The organism is Pseudoalteromonas luteoviolacea, assembly GCF_018100925.1.
GTDB classification, from domain to species: domain Bacteria; phylum Pseudomonadota; class Gammaproteobacteria; order Enterobacterales; family Alteromonadaceae; genus Pseudoalteromonas; species Pseudoalteromonas obscura.
The window spans coordinates 444,512-469,158 of sequence record NZ_JAGJEH010000006.1; the positions used below are offsets into that span (position 1 = coordinate 444,512).

Below are 24,647 nucleotides of genomic sequence, written 5' to 3' on the forward strand. Positions count from 1 at the left end.
TGAATTTTTTATGGAGCTAGGTATGTCATTGCCACAAAACAACAAAGTTTATACAGTTTCGCGCCTTAATCGTGAAATACGCAGTTTATTAGAACAAGGCTTTGCTTCTCTTGAATTGACTGGTGAAATTTCAAACTTTGTCGCCCCCGCCTCTGGACATTGGTATTTTTCCTTAAAAGATGAAAAGGCACAGATCAAAGCAGCTATGTGGCGTGGCAACAATCGTTATTGCAAGTATCGCCCCGAAAACGGGGCACAAGTACAAGTCAAAGCTCGTGTGTCTGTTTACGAACCTCGTGGGGACTATCAATTAATTGTCGAGCACATGGCCCCAGCAGGTGAGGGTCTGCTCAAGCAAAAGTTCGAGGCACTGCAAATGCAGCTTGCTGCGGAAGGCTTATTCAATAGTTTTCATAAAAAGCAACTGCCACAGCAGATCAATCGTATTGGCGTTATCACATCTGCTACAGGTGCCGCTATCAAAGATATCTTATCCGTTCTGAAGCGCCGAGCCCCACAATTAGAAGTCATCATTTATCCAACCCTAGTACAAGGCCAAGAAGCCGCCGCACAAATTGCTGAAAGAATCGCATTGGCAGATAAGCGTAACGAAGTTGATGTACTGATTATCGGGCGCGGTGGAGGCTCATTAGAAGATCTTTGGAGCTTTAACGAAGAAGTGGTTGCACGAGCCATTTTTGCATGCTCATTGCCGACTATCAGTGCAGTTGGACACGAAATTGATACCACTATCAGTGATTACGTTGCAGATTTGCGCGCGCCAACCCCATCCGCAGCTGCCGAGCTAGTGAGCCCAGATAGCAGCGAGCTTCTAAGTTATATTGCTGATAGAAAGCAACGCCTTATCAATGCGTTACAAAGAAAAATCTTTGATGAGCAACAAAATATTATGCGCCTTCAGCAACGTTTGAGTTTGCAACATCCACAAAATCAATTGATGCAGCAAGGACAACGCGTTGATGAACTTCAGCAGCGTTTGACCCGTGCATTGCAATATCAACAACAAAAACATCACCATAAAGTGAATGTTCTGAGCCATACTCTGCTAAAGTTCCACCCAGAAAAGCGCCTCAACGAAGCCAAATCCAAGCTCGAAAAGCTCGAATCGAGATTACATAACACTTTGCACCACCAGCTGCGCGATAAACAAAATCGTCTAGCGTTACTCTCAGCAAGACTAGATAGCGTTAGTCCGCTCGCAGTGCTCTCTCGCGGTTATAGCATTACACAGAAAGATGGCAACGTACTTGCTTCTGTAGCTGACGTACAACAAGGTGACTCACTGGTAACACAACTGGCTGATGGGCAACTACTCACACAGGTATCCCGTGTTGTCAAAAAAGAGGGCTAAATTAATATTCTCGGCTCAGCTCATCACTACTTTTTAAACTGAGGTGGATTTGCATTGCTTGAGTATTTTGCACTGCTGCCACCGTTTTAAATTGCTTCATCCATGGCATACGCAGTAAGGCAGTGTGAAGCTGTTGCCATTGTGGTTCGCCTTCCGGCGCGATGAAATTTAATTGGCACACGTGCAGTTTACACTCTGCCGATAACAAATTGATGGTATCGTGCAGCTGTGCTTCATAAAGGAAATCTTCCGCAAACAGCTCAACTTCAGAAGCCCAGTTATCATCACGCCTTTGATGCTCAAAAATGCTTTGCAACTGCTTTGGCACATTGCGACTTGATTTCTTCGTCATAGACTTGGTTGCGAGCGCATTTAGTTGCGCCTTAATGCGTTTATTTTCTTGCTGTAGCTGTTGATTGATAAGACGTAGATCAGCTGTCTCTGCGGGCTCTGTTGGCACCAAGGAGGTTTCATTTGGTTTTTCATTGTCACCAGAAGACTCAGGGGGGTGAGCCTCGTCCATGGTAACGCCCTCTATTGAAGCGGCGGCATGATGAAAGGATTCAGGCTGCTTTACACCATATAACTCATAGTAAGCACACGTCAGCAATCCCCCTGCCAAAAAAGCACATCCCAGAGCTATTGTAGTCCGCATGCGCAATTGAATTCGCTATAACATTGCACTGGTGTGAGAATCATTAATGCGACTTATCGTGTCATCCAAGAAGTTTTGGTCCATGCTTTCTGCCGGACATGGACAATTTGGCTTTCCAACGACTTTTGCTGGCACACCAACGACTGTGGTGTGTGGTGCAACTGCTTTTAGAACCACCGAGCCGGCACCGATACGCGCGCCTTCTCCTACTTCAATGTTGCCCAGTACTTTAGCCCCAGCGCCAATCAAAACACCTGCGCGGATTTTTGGATGTCGGTCCCCTTGCTCATTGCCAGTACCCCCGAGCGTAACCGACTGCAAGATAGATACGTTATCTTCAATAACAGCGGTTTCACCGATGACTATACCAGTCGCATGGTCAAGCATAATACCATGGCCGACTTTACAAGCAGGATGGATGTCAACGCCAAAAACTTCAGAGGTGCGGCTTTGAATAAAACGGGCGAGCTCTTTGCGCTGTTGTCGCCACAGGCAGTATGCGAGACGGTGTGCTTGTAATGCATGGAAACCCTTCAAGTTTAATATCACGTTAAGATAACTATCGGCAGCAGGGTCTCGATCTTTAACAGCTTTTATATCATGAGCAACATGAGTTAACATTCGCTCGCAATCAACAAATGCCTGATCAAACAATTCTCGAATAGTAAATGCAGACACCACGGCATCAGAAAGTTTATTTGCAACAATAAAACTGAGCGCAGCTCCCAAACATTCATGATTGAGCACACTCGAATATACGTGACTGGCGAGCAATGGCTCTCTTTGCACCAACTCTTGTGCTTCCTCTCTCAATTGTTGCCAAATTTCGTGTCTCATAATCACCACATGTCTTTCATATACCATCGTTTGCTTATCTTAGCGCGCATCACTCTGCGATAGCACTAGTAAGCAGCAAATTTCTAGTTATTAATTATAACCGAAGGTTCCTATAATGGTGTTTTTTTACCTTGGGTGCAACTGACCTCTGACAAATAAAAACGCCCCGATTTAGCGGGGCGTTTAAGATTGCAGTTCAAGGTAGGTTACTTAAACAGATCTTGGACTTGGATCACTTCGATATTGTTGGCCGGAACTGATAGCTTATAGCTTTCAATAACTTTATCTTCATCCAATAGCGACTGCGGCTTTTTGACATTGTATTTTAACGGCGACACTTGCTCATTGGCTAAACGCTGCTTCATATCTTTACCGTCACCGGTAACAAATACATAGTGCATGTTGTCGGTCTGCAGATTGTCACGGATCACTCGGTTTACATCCGCCAACGTCAAGCTGGCCAAGTTTGAGCGCACTAAACTAACAAATTCATCCGTATTATAAAATTGGCTGTCCAACGCATAACCAAGCTGCCTATCCTGACTTGCCACCAGCTGAGGTACATAGTTGTTTAGGAAGTTTCGAGTTGCCTCAAAGTCTTTTTTACTCATCCCCTGCTTAATCATCTTATCCAGTTCGTATACTGCCACTCGAGTTGCAAAGTGCGCATCGTTATTCGAACGTAGCGGGCGCAGCCATACCTGGAAAATCTGCTCAGAACGCCCTAAATTTGCATCAGGTAACGTCTGGTACATACCGCGCGGGAAATACTCAATGTAAGCATAATCACCATAGTTCATACCACGAGTTTGACGAATTCGGTCAAATAAGTATGCGCCTGCATTGCGGTGTTCTCCAAAATATGACCTTACTAACCAAAGCGCTGTCCAGTCTTTGCTACTGCGAATGGTATCGATAGGAAAACCAAAAGACACTGCCGTTGATTTCGCATTTTTCTCAACCACAGTTGCGTGGATCCCTTCTAGTTTAGGTGCATCGGCTACATTGAGCCGCGCATCTTGCCCTTTAGGAAGGCTGGTCAAATCAGCAATAAGCTGTGATTTTAATTCGTCACTCAGAGCCCCTGTTAAACCGAGGTTTAATTTAGCTTGAGTAAACTGCTGTTGATAGAACTCCTTCACATCTTGCAATGTCAAAGCCTCTAAATCAGACAGGTCGCCTAAATTTAAACTTGCGTACGCATGCCCTTGATAAAGCTTGTGATAGAGTACCTCTTTACCCAGCTCTTCATCGTTGGACGACTTTAAGTCCGAGTTAATACTATCCATCATTTCTTTTTTCAAACGATTGAAATCATCTTCTCTAAATCCAGGGTTCAGTAACTGCTCACTGACCAACCCATACCACTGCTGCGCATTGTCTTTGTGAACACGTCCACGCAGTGCAATCATTTCTTTATCTACCTGATGTGAGAAGCTTCCTGCAAGCGGATACATGGCTTTTTTAATTTCTTTATACGATTTGGTCGCACTGCCCCCTTTGGCTAACATGGCAGCTGTCAAAGCCGCTAAACCTTTTTTGCCTTCAGGATCTGCTGCTGCACCGGTATAAAATAACCAGTTCACATCAACCAGTGGAGAATTGGATGTTTTATCTAAAACCGTAAAGTGCTGCGTTGCAGGTTGCGCCATTTGTGCACTAAGCGCATCAAGTGCAACTTCGCGATCAAACCCTTCAACTTTTGCTTTCGCAGACATAGTCACAGTGTTGCGGCCTGAATCTACAAAATATTTATTTGCTATGCTGCGAATGTCTTCAGGCGTGACTGTATCTGCGGTCGCATAGATTTGATTGATCACTTCAGGATCTCGTTCGAAATGTACATAACTTGCCAACATAGATGCGATTGCTTTAGAAGAGTCTAAGTCGTTTGCAAAGCTATATCTGAGATTTGACTTTAATGCTGCAAGTTTTTCTTCATCGACTAACTCGGTACGCGCTGTTGCATAAGTCCGGTTAACTGCGTCACGTACAGTGACTAAATCTTTTTCATCTTCAACTTTGATAAAAACATGCAACAAACCCGGATCTTTAGTTTCAGCATTATAAGTGAACAATTGCGTGGCAATTTGTTTGTCTACAACCAACTCTTGATACAGCTTAGAGTTTTTTGAAAAATAGAGCTCGGAAATCAAATCCACTGCAGCTCGGTCTTTTTGTGTCGGTTCCCAAGCAGGACCTTTGTAAGATACCAATAACCAGTGTCCCGGTTGACCTTCATTAACAACATGCTGATACCTTGCCTCTTGCTGTTTTGGCTCCACAGGAATCTCTGCTTGATACTCGCCTCGCTGCCATTCACCCCAATGCTTTTTCACCTTTTTTATGGTCGCTTTTGGATCAACATCACCCACGATGATGATGGTTGCATATTCAGGTTTGTAAAATCGCTCAAAAAATAGATCAGCATAAGCCATTTGATCTGGCATAGCTTCGATGTCTTCAAAAAAGCCCATCGTCGTGTGTTTATAGGTGTGTTCATCAAATGCTTTGTCGCGCACCGCACCTAATAACTTGCGGATGGGGTTGGCGTTATTTTTAAGATATTCACCTTTTACTGTCAGTGCCTCTGTTCGAAACTGCTCTTCACTAAAATGTAAGTTCTGGAAAATATCAGCCTGAATTTCAAGTACCTTATCCAAATGCTCTTTAGAAAAGCTCAGATAGTAGTTGGTGTAGTCATTGGTTGTGTAAGCACGATTATCTACGCCTGAATTTTTGATGATATCTTTATATACAGCCTCAGGATATTTTTTTGAGCCTTTGAACATCATATGCTCAAAAAAGTGTGCAAACCCAGTCTTACCCTCTTCAATTTCGTTGCGCGACCCCACTGATACTGGGATCTGCAAAGATACGACATCAGGGTAATCTGTTTTAACGACCATGACGCGCAAGCCATTGCTTAGCTCTTCGATTACATAATCATGAGAGAAAACTTTGTTTTCAGTCACTTGTTTCACTGTCTTTGCATCACTTTGAAGACTTGACGCATTACTTGCGTTATTAGAAGCGCAGCCAGTCAATGCCAGTGTCACAGCCAAACTGGTAGCCAAAAGCTTAAATTTCATAAGTGTCCCTAATACTTTTAATCTTTGTTGTCTTAGTACCTACGCTTATAGCGTAGGTCAATGCCCCGATTATGCCTTATAGCTAGCAAAAGTCTTATGCTTCACGATAAAAGCCTAAAAAAAACGATTAGCTATGGATTAAATTTGCACAACTTAAAAGTGAGTAATATCAATAACCATGAAAAAAATTCATCTTTAATGAAATAAATTCAATAAAAAAATCTATCTAGACGTCTAAATGGCTGCTATATTTATCCTACTACGGTGAATTAAGTGGGAATGAGACACATGGCTTTATCGCTACAAGAGAAAATATTAGACCCGAATCAAGGGGTATACTTGATTGGTACTACGCCACCAAAGTTAGGTACCGACAGTGAAAAACTACATACCATAGCGACTAAGTTATTAGATAGATTGCATGAAATCGAATATGACGGTGTCATAATTTACGATATTCAAGATGAAAGCAGTCGTACACAAGTGCCTAGACCATTTCCATTTAAACAAACAGTTGACCCCTGTGAATACAGTAAATTGGTGCGAGATCTCTCTAAACTTGATGTCATTACATACAAGAGCGTCGCACAGCGGGACCGCGAAGAATTCAATCAATGGTTACATAAAACCAAACAAGACTTCGACCTGAACAATTTAGTGCTGGTTGGCAGCCCCTCTTCACAAGGTGATATCAAATTAGGCTTACCAGAAGCTTACCAAACGTTGCAAGCGCACCCTGAGCGCTTTTTCTTGGGTGGCGTCACAATCGCTGAGCGCCATGCCAATAAACGCAATGAACATGAGCGGTTAATCGATAAAACGGCCAAGGGTTGTGAGTACTTCATTTCACAAGCAGTGTATGATGCACAGGCGAGTATTGACTTATTAACTAGCTATGCACGTACATGCCGCCAGCAAGGGCTTGAACCAAAGCGCATTATTTTAACATTTACTCCTTGTGGCGGAGAGAAAACCCTTGAGTTTATGAAGTGGCTAGGTATCTCTGTTCCTGAGGCGACTAAATGGCGCATGTTAGATGCAGAAAACACGCTTAATGAGTCCATTAAAATTTGTCGAGAAAATCTCGACCTGATTTTGCGCAGCTGCGCGCACCTCAATATTCCACTGGGACTGAATATTGAGAGCTTAACAAACCGTAAAGAAGAAATAGACGCGTCTATTAACTTATACAGACTGTTAAAAGCAACCATGGAACTGCAATTAGCAGAGAAACAAATAGCTTAGTCACAACTTTCATTCTCGTAGCAAAAAGCCCCTTAATTGGGGCTTTTTTGTATCTAAATTAAAAGCGATTAGATTGGTGAACCCGGCGGCATGGACAGTGGTGAATAGTTTGCTGGCCATTCACCTTCTTTCAAGAAGTGCTGAATATGCTCACCCAAGAAGAGCTCGAAGGCTTGCGCTTTGGTGGGGCTAGAAAACAGTGATTGCTCAGTTGAGTCCGCTGCAATTTGTCTCAGATAGTAGCGTAACTGTGCTTGTACTTCTGGAGCAACTTTATCACTGCTACTTAAATTGGCCATTCTATATGCCGTTAAATACTGTACACGATCATTTAGCTTTTTCGCCATTGGTGACTTAGGGGTTGCATTAAATATTTGCTTGTGAATTTGATTGAAGATTTCATCGCTACCTAAAAATCGGTTGTTACGTGCGTGCTGTTGCGCCACTCGATTTAAGCGTTCAGCATTTAATAGAAGCTTCAATGTATGTTGGCTTGCCATTTCTGGCAATGCCATTGCGTCCAATGTTAAACCGGTGCGGCCGTGAATACTCTCTCGATTGCGCGCTTCACCATAGGCCTTAGGAGGGATCAAAGCGAGGATTGCTTCAGGTACAGCCAGCGCCTCAGGCGATAAGGTCTCTAACAACGACTTTAACGCATCGACCTGCTGCTCTTTCGCAACCACTTCAGCGCCTTTTGTGACTCCTTCGCCCCTTACTTCGTATTCATAGTCAACCCCGCCGATCAGCTTGACCACAGACTCCACTTGATACCTGTGGAACAAATATAGCGGGACTAACTTTTCTTCTAGCTGTGAAAGCGCGACACCTGCTTTGATATTTTCAATACCAAAATGTCCTAGGGCTTGTTTGCGGATCCCCATTACACGGCGCAGTTCTGTGATCGGGTCTTCACCATTGTCCCATAGGTGGGCTGTAGGATGCGCTCCCCCTTGCGGTCTAGCATCTGCGTCTGAAATATACTCCAATCCCAGCTCTTTTGTTTGTCGTATTACTTGCGCGAGCTCCTCCGCCTCATCAGCGGCTCTGAAGTCACTATATCCATACTTAACAGCTTGAATGTCCCACGCACCCATGCCAGAAGCGTACCCTTGACTCACATCTAACTGACCATTATTTGTAAATTGTACAAGTGGATGTGGGTAGTCCATAACTGAAGCGCGACCGTCAGCCGACGCAGCAAAGTTGTGGGCTATTCCCAAAGTATGGCCGATTTCATGAGCACTGAGCTGACGAATTCGATCCAACGCCATATCATGTAGCTTTTTCGTTGCTTCATCTCCATTTTTAAATGGCGCAGCCAGCGCTTCAGCAATAAGAATGTCTTGGCGAACACGCAGCGAACCTAAAGTTACATGGCCCTTAATAATCTCCCCTGTAAGCGGGTTGATAATAGATGCGCCGTATGACCAGCCTCGCGTGGCTCTATGAACCCACTGGATCACGTTATAGCGAATATCCATTGGATCGGCATGCTCTGGCAACATTTTTACTTCAAATGCGCCTTTATAACCTGCTGCCTCAAAAGCTTGCTCCCACCAGCGAGCGCCCTCCAATAAAGCCGTTTTAACAGGCTCAGGCACACCTGGGTCCAAATAATATACGATTGGCTTTACAGCCTCTGATACCTTTGCTGTTGGGTCCTTTTTCTCTAGGCGATGACGCGGTATATAACGAACATACATCGAGCTGCCAAGTGGTGCAGAGTAGTCTTTATGTTCAATGCTCCAGAACCCAGATTGCGGATGAAAAACTCGTGGCTGATAGTTGTTGTCTGGAAGCGCAATTAATGAGTGACGTTGATGGACTGTGATTGAATATGGATCAGCCACCGCTTGTCGAACAAACTTGCCAGGTTCGCCACCTTTAAACGTCAGTACCGCCTCTAACTCCGTATTTTGTACAAACGCTTTGGATCTCGGTGTAAATACAGCACTGCGGCTGGGATCCAAACTGTAATTGCCTTGCTTAGTTGCTTTTAATCTGCGAGAAACACCGTGAACATCCGACATTAAATACGGTGTATAGTCAATCAAAACGCTGTCACTATCCTCTGCAACGACTTTAAAACCATGCAAAATGCTTGAAGCAAACGCCTCTTTTACACTTTGCTTTTCCGCGTCGTTATTTGCACTTGCTCGATAGTAGGTATTGTTTGCACGCAGCATGACTTTGTCACCAAAGCGCTCAAATTGTACTAAATGGCTGCCACCTAACTGCCCTCGATCCAAGCCAATATCATTTGACCCCACACCGTAGGGCAAACTGTGTTGCAATAGAAAAGGTTGCGAAAACTTATCAACATCTAGGTAAATTTTCCCGCTGTTCTGATCAGCATAAAACGAGTAAAACCCAGGAAAGTGGTTAAACTTATCAGTAAATTCGTCTATGGACTTAATTGCTGCCTGCGCATGCGTTATCATAGGCAGTAACAAAGCAGTAACGAGATAAGGGGTATAGCGTCTCTTAATCATAATAGTGTCTTTGTTATTTCATGTTTTGTGGTTGTTTTTTAGCTAGTATATAAAATTGTATACAAAAAACAGTAATTCAAGACGAAATTCAGCGCAGTTCGCAGTGCCTCTCTCACATAAAACCACTGCGACCCGACAAACGTTATCAGGATTTAAAATATGCGTAGATTACCACCGGTGTTATTTGAAGATGGGTGCTCTAGAGAATTAGTCTCTCTGATCCGTACAATTTTGGCGGCTTGTAAAGAGATCTCTTTTAGAGTTGGACAAGGTGCACTGTCAGGTGTTTTAGGCTCTACTTTGGATGAAAATATTCAAGGAGAAACCCAGAAAAAACTAGATGTCCTGTCAAACCAGCTCATCAAAGACATCCTATTGGAATCTGGATACGTAAAAGCAATTGCTTCTGAAGAGGAAGATTATACAGTTGCTGGCAACCCAAACGCCAAATATATAGTGTCATTTGACCCGCTAGATGGCTCATCTAACACAGATATCAACTCACTTGTGGGCACGATTTTCTCTATTATGGAAGCGCCTGAAGGCTCAGATCCTGCTGATCCCGCCATTTTCATGCAGCCAGGTAAAAACCAAATTGCAGCAGGGTATGTCTTGTATGGACCGTCTACCACCCTTGCCTTATCAACGGGTAAAGGTACGCGCATCTTTACATTAGATAAAACCCATGGCAGCTTCTTATTGACTGAAGATTTCGCAAAAATTCCAGAAGATACTCAAGAATTTGCGGTCAATGCTTCAAACCAGCGTCACTGGCAACCAGCAATGAAAGAGTATATTGCAGATTTGTTGGCAGGCACTGAAGGGCCTAGAGGGAAAAACTTTAACATGCGCTGGATTGCCGCAATGGTAGGCGATGTGCATCGCGTATTGTGCCGCGGCGGCTTATTTACTTACCCAGCCGACACTAAAAACCCAGAAAAGCCTTATAAACTAAGACTCCTTTATGAAGCAAACCCAATGGCTATGCTAGTTGAGCAAGCAGGTGGGCTAGCGCACACTGGTGAAGAACGTATTTTAGACATTCAGCCAAATGCAATCCACCAGCGTGTTGCTGTTATTTTAGGTTCCAAAAACGAAGTTGAAGCCTGCTTGAATTACCACAAGTAATCCAAAGCCCTTTGCATTTTAGGTCAATCTAACAGCGCGATTAAGCGCGTTAGCTTGGCCTTGTCAATGCCTCCCATCACCTCGGGATCAGATAAGGCGTATAAACTACCTTCTAATTCTCCCACTTCATATTCTTCTCTCTGCAACAACACAGTCGCCCAAAATTCCAGATCCGATGCATCGATTTCATCCTCAATTGTGCGTTGCAACACCGCTTTGAAGGTTGCCACCGATAAATTGTAAGTCCCCACCTGTACTGTATTATTGAGCATAATTTGTATGGCGCCTTCTCTATTCACACCAAACTCAGCAAATGCACATACAGCTTCAAAATAATTCACGCTACCCTCTCAAATCTTATTGACTTAACTCGCCTGTGCCATTTCAAGTACTGCTCCATTCATATATGCAAGTAACTGTGCTTGATCCACCTCATTGAGTGCTACATCCGCAACAGAATAACCCTGAAATAACACCACAGCGCGATCACACAACATACTCACCTGATGTAAATTATGGCTGATCAGCATAATGGCAATCCCTTGAGAACTAAGCAGTCGGATCAATGACATTAAAAATTCATACTGCTCAGCTCCTAGAGCAGAAGTTGGTTCATCCATAACTATTATATCGGCCCCTGCATGGACTGCTCGTATAATAGCAATAACTTGTTTTTGACCACCAGACAAGGTTGCTACAGGCGCATTAAGATCAGGTAAATATGTTCCAAGCCTTTGCAGAAGCTTTTGTGCCTTTTTGGCCATGGCGCTTTTATCAAGCCAACCAAAAAACCTCAAAAACTTATTTGAGTGCAAAATCTCACGATTTAGAAATAGATTTTCAATCACGCTCAATTCATTGACCAACGCCAAATCTTGATGAACAATAGCCAAGCCCGCTTGCTCAGATGCGCTTGGGGAATTTAATAACAATGCCTGTTCATTTATTTCTATCGTGCCTTTATTTGGCTGTATCCGACCAGCAAGACAATTGACAAGCGTCGATTTACCAGCACCATTGTCACCTAATAACGCGACAACCTCTCCCCGGTTTATGTTAAAGCTCACGCCATTTAACACATCAACACCATCGAAGTTTTTATGTAAACCACTCACCTTTAATACAGTTTGGTCCAATGCCGTGCGTTTCATTTACTATTCACCTTTGAAGTAACGACCACTGCCACAATCAAGATTATGCCTTTCACCATCATTTGTTCATTGCTAGAAAATCCACTGAGAATTAAGCCGTTACTAATGCACCCAATTAGCCAAACCCCCAGCAAGACCCCGATAATATTGACTCTCCCGCCTAATAAACTGCAGCCGCCTAAAGCCACCGCAGCAATTAACGCCATTAAATCGGACTCGCCAATGGCATATCTCGCGCTTTGCATTCGACCCGCATATAACAGTCCAGCCAATGCTGCAAACCCGCCAGACAACGCCATTGCCCAAACTCGGATACGAGATACGCCAAGCCCCATACTATACGCAGCTGGCTTGCTTGCTCCTACGGCAAATAAATGACGGCCAAATCGTAGTTTATTTAAAATGATATATGCTAAGCAGACTAGACTGGCTAGCCACAATATTTGAGAGGGTATACCCAACACAGCACCTTGACCAAAAAGACTAATGAATTGAGGATCTATAATCGGGATAGATTGCAGCCCAGATAGCTGTCGTGAAAGCCCTGTTAGAAATCCAAGCATCCCCAGCGTGACAATCAAAGATGGTATACCCAAACGCTCGCATAAATAACCATTGAACGCACCAATCAGTCCACCAAGTAACAGCGATGCGGCAACTGCAATAGTGAGCCCAAAGGGCTGTAGTAACATAGCTGCAACCATGCCGCACAATGCCACAATTGCACCGATTGATAGGTCAATATGTCCGACCGAAAGAGCAAAGCTCAGGCCAATAGCCATCACCACAATAGGGCTCGTTTGCATCAATACATTAAGCAAGTTGGCTGTCGTAAAAAATGCGGTATGAGAGAGTAGCACTGTAAAGATCAGCATTGTTATCGCAAAAGCATAATAAACAAGCGTGTGTGCTGTTAGCTTAATGCGCATCATGATCTTCTCCGTGTCCCGCGTCAGTAGTTGCCACATGTGAATGATTCAATACACTTTGTAATATATGCGGCAGGGGTGTTTTAAAGGCAAGGCGCCATGATTCAGCGATATTTTCAAACGTCACTGAGTTGTAGTTTACTTGAGTGTAAAAGGGTGTGCTGACGCCCGTTGCCGCACCAGCGCCAATTCTTGCCATCAGAGTACCGATTTGGTGAGGACGATCAGATACAGCACCATACATATTACCATGCAGCGCCATATCTAGCAGGTTATTGGTGCCGAGATCGTGCGATATCACTTTAATATCTTTGCGATTGGCGATCCGAAGTGACTCTATTACACCCTCAGCTGCTGCATCCCAAGAAACATAAATAGCTTTTAGGTCTGGATGCTGAATTAACATCGCTGCTGTTAGTTGTGCGGTTTGGCTTTTTTTCACAAAGCCTTTCTGTACCGTGAGATGTATATTTTCATATTGTTCGAGTGCGCCAATAAAGGCTTCATCTCGTTTATTGGTGATATGATAATCTGCCTCATGGTAAATCATCCCTACCTTCCCCTGGCTATCAATTGCTTGTGCAAGCAAGTTTGCCGCTGCGCGTCCCATGCCGTCTACATTATCGCCAACCAAACCTGCGAAATCCTGACCGTGGATAAACCCGGCAATTGGGTTGCTGAGCAAAACTAGCTGTGTTCCGGCTTTGGTCAAACGTAAATAGCTGGGCTTTGCACTGAGACTATCGATGCTCAGTGACAACAAAATATCTGGGGTTAAAGCTGCTAAAGTTTCCAAATCAGATATTTGCTTCGCAGGATCATAATGTGCTTCGGTTACTGCTAGCACCTCTACACCGAGCCGCTCGAACTCCTCTTTGGCACCCAATGTGACCGAATTAACCCAAGGACTAGAACCATGCCATGCCATAACCGCAGTTAGATTTGCATCTTGAACCTTGGCTTCTTGCTGCCGCGTAAGCGTAAAGCCGTCGCTGCTATTAGCAACAGCGAGATAACTGAAACCAAAACACACCAAAACACCCAAAAACAACTTGATACACGCTTTTTTATAATGCCTCAGCTTACTTAGCATCATTCAACAGTCCCTTTAATGAAAACTCACATTAGTACATATAATCAGCACGCTATAGTTTGTCAATTTATTTTACTAACCCCTTTGTGCTGTGATAGTAAACTGAAAAATTTAAACTATTCGAAAATCACTCTTTGTGTAATAAGATAAGCAATCTAACGACGTGGTCGATATTCGAGATAACATTGAAGGAAAAACTGTGAAAGGGTCAAATGCTAAGCAAAATAAAGCCGTTAATTTACGTTTAGTATTGACGCAGATCGTAACCCTAGGACCAATTTCTCGGGCTGAAATCGCACGTAATACAATGTTAACAAAGCAAACTATTACCAATATGGTAGAAGAGCTCTTAACCTTAGAGCTAGTTGAAGAAATAGGCGTAAAGCGCACCGAGGGAGCAGGTAAACCCTCGAAAATGTTGTGTTTAAACAAGTACGCAGCGTTTACTTACGCAGTTCGAATATCTTCCGATTCACTGGAGCTGGGGGTGTATTACCTCAATGGGGAATGTCACAGCAAAATCACTCAACATTTTGTATCACAGCCGACTGCCGCAGCCATAGTTGAGGCGATAACTAGCTTTGCAAAAGATCAAAAAATAAATCAAAACAAAATATTGGCTGCGGGACTTTCGATTCAAATCCATAGCGCTGACGCAATAACCCAGCACCAGAAAAATCAAGCACTACAGGCTCAATTGAGTGAACTACTCCACTTACCTGTCGCCATTGAAACCACTGCATCGGCCTGCGCAGCTTATCAGATGCTGTTTGGCGAAGCACAAACACTGCATAATTTTATCTACATTCATATCGGGAGCAAAGTAGAAGCTGCTGTTGTATACGATAGACAAGTACTATTGGGGCAAAATGGATTAACCGGTGCCATAGGGGATATTTTTGTGACCCCAGAGCACAATGAAAAAACGGGAGAGCTCGGCACACTGAATGATTTTGTTTCACTCAACTCTCTACGCATCTATCTTGCAAGCAGCGCCGAGGCCGCCATACCTATCGATGAATTAACCCCGTTACAACACCCTATGAGTGAAAAGTGGATTGCCCGCGCCACTGAGCCAATGCGTATCGCCATTCATACATTGGAGTCACTACTAAATACCCAAACAATCATTGTTGGTAGTGATATGAGCGAAGCCTGCCTAGATAGTCTCATTGCGCAGCTGAGGCCATTCATTCCCTCTATCTCACAAATGGGCGAACGCGAAATAGTTAGATTGATTAAGGTGCCAAATATCAGTAGCATCGCATTAACCGGTGTCTCAACTCTTCCACTCCATGCGGCGTTGAGTAGCAAAAATATGCAAACACTGTACACACCATCTCTCTGGAATGAAAACGCATTACAACGCAGTATTTTTTCACATGCAATCTAGTATGCTTAAATTGCGCATTTTAGCCAGTTTCAATTGGAAGATCTTTGAGCTTCCCCCATTCACTCCAAGAACCGTCATAAACGTGTAAATCTGAATAACCGCATTCAGTTGCCGCTAACGCTAAAATACACGCCGTGATCCCTGAACCACAGCTAAATTGCAGTGATTTTGCGTGCGGCTGAATACCTAATTGAGAAAAGAGCACAGTTAACTCCGGCATCGGTTTTAACAGCCCCTGTTCTGTAAGTAATTTGCTATAAGGCAGGTTAACGCTGTTGGGGATGTGCCCTTGACGCATACCAGATCGAGGCTCAGTACCTTCACCCGCAAAGCGCTGTGCCCCTCTGGCATCTATAAGTAAGGTTTGTTGACACGCAATTTTCTCTTTCACCTCTTCTCTATCAATAAAAAAGCCGTTTTTGGGTTCAGCTGTAAAATCACCAATATTCGCTGCAAGTGAATACTCTGCAACGGTAGGATAACCACATGCTTGCCAGTGCTTTAAGCCACCATCGAGTACAAATACCTGCTCAAACCCCATAGATTTGAACATCCACCAAGCTCTTGCTGCACTAAACAAGCCTTTGTCATCATATACGACCACAATATCAGCGTTATTGATGCTCAGTTGGCGTACCTCAGCTTGAAAGACTTCACGCGAGCACATCATGTTTGGCACCGACGTATTGTGCTCGCTAAAAGTGTGACTAATGTCAAAGCGTAATGACCCAGGGATGATAGCGTCAGGCTTATAAGCCCCAGATTCTCCCGGCTTTATTATTCCAGAATCAAGAATAATGACATTTTGTCTATTTTCGTGAAGCCACTGACAACTTTTTAAGTTTTTTATCATTTTCACACACTTATTTGATTAAATTTGGTTAAATTCCTACACAGCTAACGCTATACTAGATAGCTTTAGTGAATATCTCAAATAGTGTATATGGGTAGTAAAGTCATTGATTCAAGCCAAATGGGGGATACCATTTTAGCCGTATTACCAAAGTTTATTGGTGATGCGATTAACACCCTACCGGCTTTAGAGCTATTGAAAAAGCTGTACCCAACAAAGCGTATTTGCGTGCTGATTAGACCGTTTATGGCGGGCTTGTTTAGTCGTGCAGAACACTATGGTTTAGAGCTTATACTTGATAAACGCTATTGTGATAAAGCACAATACGGCGTTTTCGATATGATCCGCGAACTTAAGTCATACAACTTTTCAATGGCTATTCTATTTCGTGGATCTTTTAGAGACGCACTACAGATCAGGTTGTCTGGTATCAAAACTATTGTTGGCTATGCACAAAATGCCAGAAGCCCACTATTAAGTCATGCCCTAAAACTCAATCAATGTGAACACTATATTCACCGCTATTGTAAACTTATCAATGACCCGCATGGCCAACCCTTTAAGCAGTTTAATGCCCCAACCCTTCAGCCAAAGAAACTGAAATCTTTTACTTTCAATAAACGCAATGTTGCACTTTATTTGGGGGGATCAGTCAAAGGAGCCCGCTTTTACCCACAAGATCTATCGCAAGAGTTATTGCTGCGCATTAAAGAACAGCATGACGCTAACCTCTACTTATTGGGTGCACAATCAGAACAAGCTGACATGGATTCACTCAAATGCGATCTTGAACGCAAAGGAGTCACCGTCATCAATCTTGCAGGTAGCATGTCTCTTGAAGAACTTGTTGATACAATTGGTATGATGGACGTAATGATCTCTATTGATTCTGGGCCTATGCATATCGCCGCAGCGTGCAATATACCTTGCATTGCTATTATAGGTCAGGGAACATCACCTTGGTCTATCGTTGCTCCTAAAAGCGACTCTTTAATTGCATTGCATCATCGCTCTATGTCTTTTAGTGATTCTCAAATGATCCGAGACGTGAACCCAGATAAAATTTGTCAGGCGCTGCAAAAAGCAATTAACTCATCAAACTGAGTCTATCAAACAGCTTTATGATGCTGGCCTAGCCACTGTGTAAAGTCATCCGCCTTCAATGGGCGACTCAAATAGTACCCTTGCGCGTAATCGCATTTCATTTCCTCTAAAATCTTCAAAGACTCAACATCTTCAACACCTTCGGCAACAACAGAGAATCCAAGTTGATGCCCCAAGCTAATTGTCGAGCGCACGATACATTGGTCTTGATGGGAGCCTGCCAACTTCAATATAAATACTTTATCTAGTTTTAACTCGTCAATCGGCAACATCTTTAGACGCCCTAACGATGTTTGACCAACACCATAGTCATCTAATGATATATGAACACCTATTTCCTTGAGTGCGATCAGAGCTGCGATCCCCTTTTCTTCATTTTCAATCATGTCGCGCTCTGTCAATTCAATTGTTATCAGATTTGCTGGCACCGAATAAGCACTTAACATAGATTGCAAATGCGGGATGAACTCTGCATCGGCGATGTCTTGTGCCGATACATTGATGGCTGCTTTCATCGTTAATCCCTGTGCAGACCACATTGATATTTGGGATATAACTGTACGCAGCACCCATTGAGTTAAGTCGACAATTAACCCCGACTGCTCAGCCAAATCAATAAATAACTCAGGGGAAACCCAATCGCCATTATTGCGCTTCCAACGGATCAAAGATTCAACCTTATCGACAAGCCCTGTACGCATATTTAGCTTTGGTTGATAGGTCATAAATAATTGCCCATCATCTTCTGCAAGTGCCTGCTTTAATTCATCGACAATTTCTAACCTTTCGAGATATGCTTCATCTTCCCCAGTTTGGTAAAAATAGACATCTTCGATGTCATTAGAAGCATTGTCTGCCGCAATTAACGCTCTTCGGATGCTGTCATCTGCATTGTCAGCTTGTTCGGGAATGTTGACTACGCCCACACTGAAACGCAAGTTAATATCAAAATTATGCACTGTATAGCTGGGATTCAACTTATCTAAAAAATTTTCTACACATTGTGCCATGGTAGAGTGTGATTTGGCCTGTAAGACAGTTAAAAACTCATCGCCACCAAGCCTAACATTAAGTCCTTCAAAGCTCGCTGTAACCTGTTCAATTCGCTCCGCTACGGCCTGTATACAGCTATCTCCTATGCGCGGTCCAAGCTTATCATTAATATGACGAAGCCCTTTTATATCTAGCACCAATAAGTAATAAACTTGGTCTGAAGAAAATAAAGCATCTAAGATAGGCATCGCTGAAGTCCGATTGTAAAACCCTGTCAATGAGTCATGACTTGCTTGGTAACAGATTTTCTTTTCACGAGCTTGAATGTCATCTCCCATTTCATGAAAGGCGTCAACAAGCTGGCAAATTTCTTTAGTCGGACGAGCTTCATGAATTTGAGCGTGGTAGTCGCCTTTGGCAAAACGTTTTGCCATCACCGTCAGTTGCTGCAAGGGAGTTGCTAGGTTTCTTGCTAAAAAACCACTGGTAACAAAACCAAACAACATAGTAATACAAGAAAGAAAAACAATAGTTAGCACTAACTGATCAAATTCTTCATATTCAGAACGTAAGTCCGCACTTAAAATTAAACTAACGGGCACTTTAGTTAGAGCGGGTAGCGCCACTTCCGCATTTACGTACAGGGGATACTCACCAAACCAACGATGTATTTTTTGTTCATGGAGGTGAGTAAACAAATCCCTGTCTTCTGGGATCTGTATCGAACTGGCTTTCATCCGCTCGCCCTGACTGATAAAGCTCATCTCCATCCCCGTTAGCCCTTTTAGCTGTTCAGCAATGGGTTCATCAACCACAAAACCAACGATTGTAAACGCAATAGTGCGAGGTGCTTTTACGGGTAAGATAATGGCTTGGTACAGTTTTTTGTCTAGTACCACAAACGCAGAACGTTCTTCATGCGCCAACAGCTCTTTGACTAAAGGCCGCATATCTTGCGGTAACTCAAGTTGGTTTTGATTAGTAGAAATCAACTTTCCACGCATATCCAATAACAACATCAGCTCAGCATTTATTCGCTGGCTATGATTGAACAATACACTGCTTATAGTCGAAGCGTCCCTAGTCGCCACAGCCTGCTTAAAACCAAAGTCTTGTGTTAGTACTGACGCAGCAGTCACCAACAAACGTTCTCTTGCAACCAAATACTGCTGATAAACACTTTGTGCCTTTTGAATATCCTGTTGCACTTGCCGCTCTTTGAACTGGCTTGTCGACCACCAAAACCCAGCAAGACTAGCCACTGCGGTTATCAATACTAGGCCAACACACAGTACAATAATTCTGTTTTTAAAACTTGTGCCCATAATGTTCCTTTGATACATCAATGAGTTAACAAAGCAGGCATTGAATGGCACGCAGTATGCTGCCGCTTCCTCTTTCGACCCTCATCGACAAACTGTTATGGCTAATCCAATCTAAAGACCGATTGTTTTGGTAAAATATTTCAAAAATACACAACTAAAGTGCGTAGCTGACCTAAGCATACTTATGTTGTTAACCAATAAACCAGTAATTCGCATACCCAAAATATAGTTGAAAGCAATCAAATGATACTTGCCTATTTGACAGGTATAGTCAACATTGCGCGCTCCTCAGCAAAGATATTTGTGAAGAGACAGATACAAATAGTGGAGCGAACTTAGCCACGCTCGGTTTTCGTGTAATCTTAAGTTAAAGTGACTTGGAAGGGAAAATCAAGGAATTCACGAACGAATGCCTAACAATCATTTAAACCACTGATTGCTAGGCATTTTAGAGAGGCTAACTAGTCGATAAGTCCGTATTGCTCAGACAAGATCTCAATGACTTCGGCGCGAGGGTCTTGAGGAATAACCAACTCTTTACCAACAATCTTACTTGCGATCCCAACATAGGTATCCGACACTGACATCATAACCTCTTGCGGAAGCTGATATGATTTTGCCAATGCTTCACGCTCTGGCATACGATCTTTATTTAATAAAACGTCGCTGTCCGGCACATTATTTATCAACAACTGACGGAAGCCTTCTTTCGAATTCTCAACGATTTTACCATCTCGGTATGCAGGGCCATCCCAGATACGCGAAGAATCAGGCGTACCGACTTCATCAATATAAATAAGCCGTGTCGCACCATCCGCATCTTCGACATAACCGAACTCAAATTTTGTATCGACAAAAATTTGGTCAAGCTTGTTTAGTTCAGCTGAAATTAAATTAAAGCCATCACTGAGTAATTGCTCATAACGTGCTACATCTTCTTCTGAGCGAAAGTTAAACGCATCCAAATTGTCTGTAATATTACTGCGAGTAATATTTACATCGTCCACTTCCGGTACACCATCAACACCTGAAATAATGCCTTTTGTTGATGGGGTAATTAAAACGTCATCTAATTTCTGGTGTGCCACTAATCCTTCAGGTAATTGAATGCCACAAAACTCGCGAACACCTTTACTGTAATCTCGCCACATGCTGCCAGTGATATATTGACGTGCGATGGCTTCTACACGCACAGTACTTGCTTTGCGAACAATCCACACATATGGGTGAGGAATATCAACAATGTGATTACCAGCAAGCCCTGCTTCATCAAATAATTTAAACCAGTGGGCTGCAACACTATTTAAGGCAATACCTTTTCCTGGTACACCATTTAAACCGTTTTCACCCTGCCAAATACAGTCGAATGCCGAAATACGGTCAGAAATCACCATGATTGCCAACTCTGTTCCAGCAGGCACATCATAGCCCTTTTCTTCGATTAATCTGGCACTATCTTGGTCGGTTAACCAATAAACCGAACGTACTTTACCACTATGAACTGCACCTTTGGTGCGAATTGGTAGATCGTCATTGACGTCTAGAACTTTGTAGCTACTCATTGTATCTCCATAGAGAACGGCTGCGTCTTGCTAAAGGACGCATAATACAGAGGGGGTTAGAGGGGTGTATAATAGTCGAGCGCAGCAAAAATCACAATTGTTTACCGCATTCCAAGGCAAACCTAGCGTAACTTGGTTCAGTCGAACAAGCTTCTGGGATACTATTATTGAAACTCGGTACTAAGAGATGTTTAAATGATCCAAATTTCAGATCTCAATTTCAGCTGGCCGGGCCAGTCAAAACCAACCCTTATTATTGACGAGCTAAATATCGAGAAAGGCGAAAAGCTTTTTTTGCACGGTCCAAGTGGTAGTGGAAAATCAACGCTGCTCAGTCTTCTTGCCGGAATTCAAACAGCCCAAAAAGGCAGTATTTCCATACTGAATGAAAACTTAGCTAAACTCAATGACGCCAAAAGAGACAAATTTAGAGCAGATCACATTGGCACTATATTTCAAAACTTCAACTTGCTCCCTTACCTGAGTCCATTGGAAAACGTGATGCTCGGCTGTAACTTCTCTCGGCGTAGACAAGCTAATTTAAAAACGCAGGGTATCTGTGCTCGGAAAAAAGCATGTATTTTACTTGAAGAGCTGGGACTCGATACATCGTGTCAAAATCGCGCCGTTAGCGAACTAAGTATCGGGCAACAACAGCGTGTTGCAGCAGCACGGGCATTTATCGGTCAACCTGAACTTATCATTGCCGATGAACCTACCTCTGCACTCGATGCCGACAATAGAGATATTTTTATCAATCAACTTTTTGAGCAGGCAGAGCACTACCAAGCAACCATCATATTTGTCAGCCATGATAAAAGTTTATCGAGTCTATTCGACCGCCAAGTTAGCTTAAATGGAATAAATGGAGCGAGTCTATGAAGTTAATGACCCTCGCGTTTAAGAGTATTTCAAACCGAAGAGCAAGCGTGTTACTGACCTTGTTCACCATCGCCATTAGCGTAATGTTACTGCTTTCTATAGAAAGGGTAAGGCAAGAAGCAAAACAAAGTTTCAGCAGCACCATTTCTGGCACTGACTTAATAGTTGGCGCTCGGACCGGAGACATTCAATTATTGCTTTCTAGCGTGTTTCGTATCGGGCATGCTAACAATGGGCTGTCATGGCAAAGCTATCAGTATATAAAACAACAGAAAGGGGTTGCTTGGTCCATACCGATTAGCCTTGGAGACAGCCATAGAGGATTTTCGGTACTTGGTAGCGATGGAAGCTACTTCAAGTATTATCGTTATGGTAACAAACAGAACTTAGCATTTTCCCAAGGCCGGCCATTCCATAATGCACGAGAGGTGGTACTCGGCAGTGAAGTCGCCAAACAACTTCACTACCACTTAGGTCAAAAAATCATCGTCGCACACGGTATGGGTAATACAAGCTTTCATCACCATGATGACAATCCTCTTATTGTTACGGGGATCTTAGCTCCAACAGGGACACCGGTAGATAAAACTGTACACGTCCCTCTAAAGGCAATTGAACTTATGCACGGCCCAAAGCACGGTTCAGCGCAAATCATGAGGAAAAAAAGTAACTCTGATGCCCAACATGATCACGAGCATGAGCATGAGCATGAGCATGAGCATGAGCATGACAAGCATCATGAGGTTATTGACAGTCAACTAGGGGACTTAATTGGCCAACCAAAACAGATCACTGCTTTTTTAATGGGATTTGATTCGCCTTTATATACGCTGCAAGTGCGCAGAAATATCAATATTTATAAGCCAGAAGCGCTCTCAGCAATCATGCCTGGTGTCACCTTAAGAGAACTTTGGGGTATGCTCGATATTATTGAGAAAATCCTGTTACTGTTTTCAGCTGTAGTTGTACTAATTAGCTTACTAGGCATGCTGACGACATTATTATCTTCCCTGAGTCAGCGCCGTAGAGAACTCGCTATCTTACGTTCTGTTGGGGCTAGACCAAGGCATATATTTACGTTAATGGTCAGTGAAGCTGTACTCATAACCACAATTGGATGTGCTATCGGTGTTGCTATGTTTTACATGGCGATCTTGATAGGAAAAGGCATTCTTCAAGCACATTTTGGGATTTCAATTTCAATATCAATGCTGAGTAACTATGAACTCGTATTACTTAGCGTTATCATGGTCTCAGGTACACTGATGGGGGCAATTCCAGCTGTACGAGCATATTTTTACTCACTCAATGATGGTATGAGTATCAAAGTTTAAGAGGTTTTCTATGAATTCAATTCGCTTGGCGTCTTGGCTAGGTTTAACTGCGGTGATGTTTATATCTTTCGCAGCTGCCGCAGCGCCACCTAAAGAGTTATTTTGGGATGATTTAATCCCAGAAGGACATGAACAAATCAGTAATCAAGAAGCCGCCAGTCATGATGGCGATGATAAAAACTGGGTACAGCCCGACTTAGACGCCCCTGTAGTAAAAGCGCTTGATGGAAAAAGTGTTAGCCTTCCAGGGTTTGTCGTGCCTTTAGAGGGGAACAGTGAGGTCATTACTGAATTTTTATTAGTGCCCTACTTTGGAGCCTGCATCCACGTGCCCCCTCCACCACCAAATCAAATTGTTCATGTAAAGATTAAAAATGGCGTGCCCATAGATAGCTTGTATGACGCAATTACAGTGACTGGCACTATTAAAGTAGAAAGTCATAAAAGCGAGTTAGCACAAACAGGCTATACCATGAAAGCAGTTGGTGTTGCTCCTTTTGAACTTTAACTAAATAATGAGGAAGTTCGATACTTCCTCCACCTCCCATAACTCTACTTTATTACCTCACCGATAACTAAGCTCTCTTAAACAATTTCCCCCTCTCTTCGTCACTTTAAACCTGTTTCAGGGTCTAGAGTGCAAAAGGCTAGCGACAATGAACGCAGTGAATTCGCTCTTTTTGCACAAGGTGAATATCGTGCGAAAGACTACCGACTGCGAACGCAGTGAGTACGGTTCTTTTGCGCAAGGTGAAGTGAGCCGTTTTACCCAATGTGACACGGCACTCAACCTAGCCGTCACCCTGAACTTGCTTCAGGGCCTATGGTGCAAAAGGCTAGCGACAGCGAACGCAGTGAGTACGCTTCTTTTGCACAAGGTGAATATCGTGCGAAAGGATAATTACACAGCGCGAAGCGCTGACATTCTTTTCGCGCAAGGTGAATAACGTGCAAAAGGCTACCGACTACGAACGCAGTGAGTACGGTTCTTTTGCGCAAGGTGAATATCGTGCAAAATGTAACGACAGTGAGCGAAGCGAGTACGTTCAATTTGCGCAAGGTGAAATGAACTAATTTAACAGTTGCTAAGGCCGCCACCCTTTTCGTCACCCTGAACTTGATTCAGGGTCTAGAGTGCAAAAGGTTAGCGACAGCGAACGAAGTGAGAGCGCTCTTTTTGCGTAAGGTGAAATGAGCCGTTTTA

The 24,647-nt window shown here is 43.3% G+C and carries 21 protein-coding genes; 10 read left to right on the forward strand and 11 right to left on the reverse strand.

Annotation, left to right across the window (positions count from 1 at the left end):
* Positions 1–22: 22 nt before the first annotated feature.
* Positions 23–1,372 carry an exodeoxyribonuclease VII large subunit gene (gene xseA, locus J8M00_RS15535; protein ID WP_211011436.1) on the forward strand — a complete coding sequence of 450 codons (1,350 nt, stop codon included), beginning with the start codon at positions 23–25 and terminating at the stop codon, positions 1,370–1,372.
* Between the two features lies 1 nt (position 1,373).
* Here the strand turns inward: xseA and J8M00_RS15540 are convergent, their stop codons facing one another.
* From J8M00_RS15540 to J8M00_RS15550, 3 genes are all read right to left on the reverse strand, one after another.
* A complete protein-coding gene (locus J8M00_RS15540; protein WP_211011437.1) occupies positions 1,374–1,994 on the reverse strand; it encodes a hypothetical protein in 621 nt (206 codons plus the stop codon).
* Positions 1,995–2,042: 48 nt separating this feature from the next.
* Positions 2,043–2,864, reverse strand: a complete 822-nt coding sequence (gene cysE, locus J8M00_RS15545; protein ID WP_036976872.1) for a serine O-acetyltransferase — start codon at positions 2,862–2,864, stop codon at positions 2,043–2,045.
* 206 nt (positions 2,865–3,070) lie between these two features.
* Positions 3,071–5,956, reverse strand: a complete 2,886-nt coding sequence (locus J8M00_RS15550) for a M16 family metallopeptidase (protein WP_211011438.1) — start codon at positions 5,954–5,956, stop codon at positions 3,071–3,073.
* Between the two features lie 288 nt (positions 5,957–6,244).
* Here J8M00_RS15550 and J8M00_RS15555 point away from each other — a divergent pair, with 288 nt between their 5' ends.
* Positions 6,245–7,201 carry a methylenetetrahydrofolate reductase gene (locus tag J8M00_RS15555; protein ID WP_211011439.1) on the forward strand — a complete coding sequence of 319 codons (957 nt, stop codon included), beginning with the start codon at positions 6,245–6,247 and terminating at the stop codon, positions 7,199–7,201.
* Between the two features lie 68 nt (positions 7,202–7,269).
* Here J8M00_RS15555 and J8M00_RS15560 read toward each other — a convergent pair whose 3' ends face one another.
* Positions 7,270–9,696, reverse strand: coding sequence for a zinc-dependent metalloprotease (locus tag J8M00_RS15560; protein ID WP_247687400.1), 2,427 nt, complete (start codon positions 9,694–9,696; stop codon positions 7,270–7,272).
* 159 nt (positions 9,697–9,855) lie between these two features.
* On the opposite strand from J8M00_RS15560, the gene J8M00_RS15565 reads away from it, so the two are divergent.
* Positions 9,856–10,824 carry a class 1 fructose-bisphosphatase gene (locus J8M00_RS15565; protein WP_211011440.1) on the forward strand — a complete coding sequence of 323 codons (969 nt, stop codon included), beginning with the start codon at positions 9,856–9,858 and terminating at the stop codon, positions 10,822–10,824.
* 23 nt (positions 10,825–10,847) lie between these two features.
* Here the strand turns inward: J8M00_RS15565 and J8M00_RS15570 are convergent, their stop codons facing one another.
* The 4 genes from J8M00_RS15570 to J8M00_RS15585 are packed head-to-tail and all read right to left on the reverse strand — an operon-like array spanning position 10,848 to position 14,000.
* Entirely contained in the window at positions 10,848–11,165 is a 318-nt protein-coding gene (locus J8M00_RS15570; protein WP_211011441.1) for a hypothetical protein, read from the reverse strand.
* 24 nt (positions 11,166–11,189) lie between these two features.
* Positions 11,190–11,975 carry an ATP-binding cassette domain-containing protein gene (locus J8M00_RS15575; RefSeq protein ID WP_211011442.1) on the reverse strand — a complete coding sequence of 262 codons (786 nt, stop codon included), beginning with the start codon at positions 11,973–11,975 and terminating at the stop codon, positions 11,190–11,192.
* Complete coding sequence (locus J8M00_RS15580; RefSeq protein ID WP_211011443.1) at positions 11,972–12,907, reverse strand: ABC transporter permease; 936 nt, start codon at positions 12,905–12,907, stop codon at positions 11,972–11,974. The genes J8M00_RS15575 and J8M00_RS15580 overlap by 4 nt, the downstream gene beginning before the upstream one ends.
* Positions 12,894–14,000 (reverse strand): substrate-binding domain-containing protein, encoded by a 1,107-nt coding sequence (locus J8M00_RS15585; protein WP_211011444.1) that lies wholly within the window; start codon positions 13,998–14,000, stop codon positions 12,894–12,896. The genes J8M00_RS15580 and J8M00_RS15585 overlap by 14 nt, the downstream gene beginning before the upstream one ends.
* Before the next feature lie 196 nt (positions 14,001–14,196).
* Between J8M00_RS15585 and J8M00_RS15590 the strand changes: the two genes are divergently transcribed.
* Positions 14,197–15,390 (forward strand): ROK family protein, encoded by a 1,194-nt coding sequence (locus J8M00_RS15590; RefSeq protein WP_211011445.1) that lies wholly within the window; start codon positions 14,197–14,199, stop codon positions 15,388–15,390.
* A gap of 19 nt (positions 15,391–15,409) precedes the next feature.
* On the opposite strand, the gene J8M00_RS15595 is transcribed toward J8M00_RS15590, so the two are convergent.
* Positions 15,410–16,240 (reverse strand): sulfurtransferase, encoded by an 831-nt coding sequence (locus J8M00_RS15595; RefSeq protein ID WP_211011474.1) that lies wholly within the window; start codon positions 16,238–16,240, stop codon positions 15,410–15,412.
* A 93-nt stretch (positions 16,241–16,333) separates the two neighbouring features.
* Between J8M00_RS15595 and J8M00_RS15600 the strand changes: the two genes are divergently transcribed.
* The gene (locus tag J8M00_RS15600) at positions 16,334–17,347 is read left to right on the forward strand and encodes a glycosyltransferase family 9 protein (protein WP_211011446.1); all 1,014 of its coding nucleotides are present in this window, start codon (positions 16,334–16,336) and stop codon (positions 17,345–17,347) included.
* 5 nt (positions 17,348–17,352) lie between these two features.
* Here the strand turns inward: J8M00_RS15600 and J8M00_RS15605 are convergent, their stop codons facing one another.
* Both J8M00_RS15605 and J8M00_RS15610 read right to left on the reverse strand, forming a co-directional pair.
* Complete coding sequence (locus J8M00_RS15605) at positions 17,353–19,665, reverse strand: bifunctional diguanylate cyclase/phosphodiesterase (RefSeq protein WP_211011447.1); 2,313 nt, start codon at positions 19,663–19,665, stop codon at positions 17,353–17,355.
* A 461-nt stretch (positions 19,666–20,126) separates the two neighbouring features.
* Entirely contained in the window at positions 20,127–21,227 is a 1,101-nt protein-coding gene (locus J8M00_RS15610) for a phosphoribosylaminoimidazolesuccinocarboxamide synthase (RefSeq protein WP_211011448.1), read from the reverse strand.
* A 195-nt stretch (positions 21,228–21,422) separates the two neighbouring features.
* Between J8M00_RS15610 and J8M00_RS15615 the strand changes: the two genes are divergently transcribed.
* From J8M00_RS15615 to J8M00_RS28470, 5 genes are all read left to right on the forward strand, one after another.
* Complete coding sequence (locus J8M00_RS15615) at positions 21,423–22,109, forward strand: ABC transporter ATP-binding protein (protein ID WP_211011449.1); 687 nt, start codon at positions 21,423–21,425, stop codon at positions 22,107–22,109.
* Positions 22,106–23,443, forward strand: coding sequence for an ABC transporter permease (locus J8M00_RS15620; RefSeq protein ID WP_211011450.1), 1,338 nt, complete (start codon positions 22,106–22,108; stop codon positions 23,441–23,443). The genes J8M00_RS15615 and J8M00_RS15620 overlap by 4 nt, the downstream gene beginning before the upstream one ends.
* A gap of 55 nt (positions 23,444–23,498) precedes the next feature.
* The gene (locus tag J8M00_RS15625; RefSeq protein WP_417714807.1) at positions 23,499–23,951 is read left to right on the forward strand and encodes a DUF3299 domain-containing protein; all 453 of its coding nucleotides are present in this window, start codon (positions 23,499–23,501) and stop codon (positions 23,949–23,951) included.
* A gap of 190 nt (positions 23,952–24,141) precedes the next feature.
* A complete protein-coding gene (locus tag J8M00_RS15630; protein WP_211011452.1) occupies positions 24,142–24,390 on the forward strand; it encodes a hypothetical protein in 249 nt (82 codons plus the stop codon).
* A gap of 1 nt (position 24,391) precedes the next feature.
* Entirely contained in the window at positions 24,392–24,517 is a 126-nt protein-coding gene (locus J8M00_RS28470) for a hypothetical protein (RefSeq protein WP_282099812.1), read from the forward strand.
* Positions 24,518–24,647: the final 130 nt, after the last annotated feature.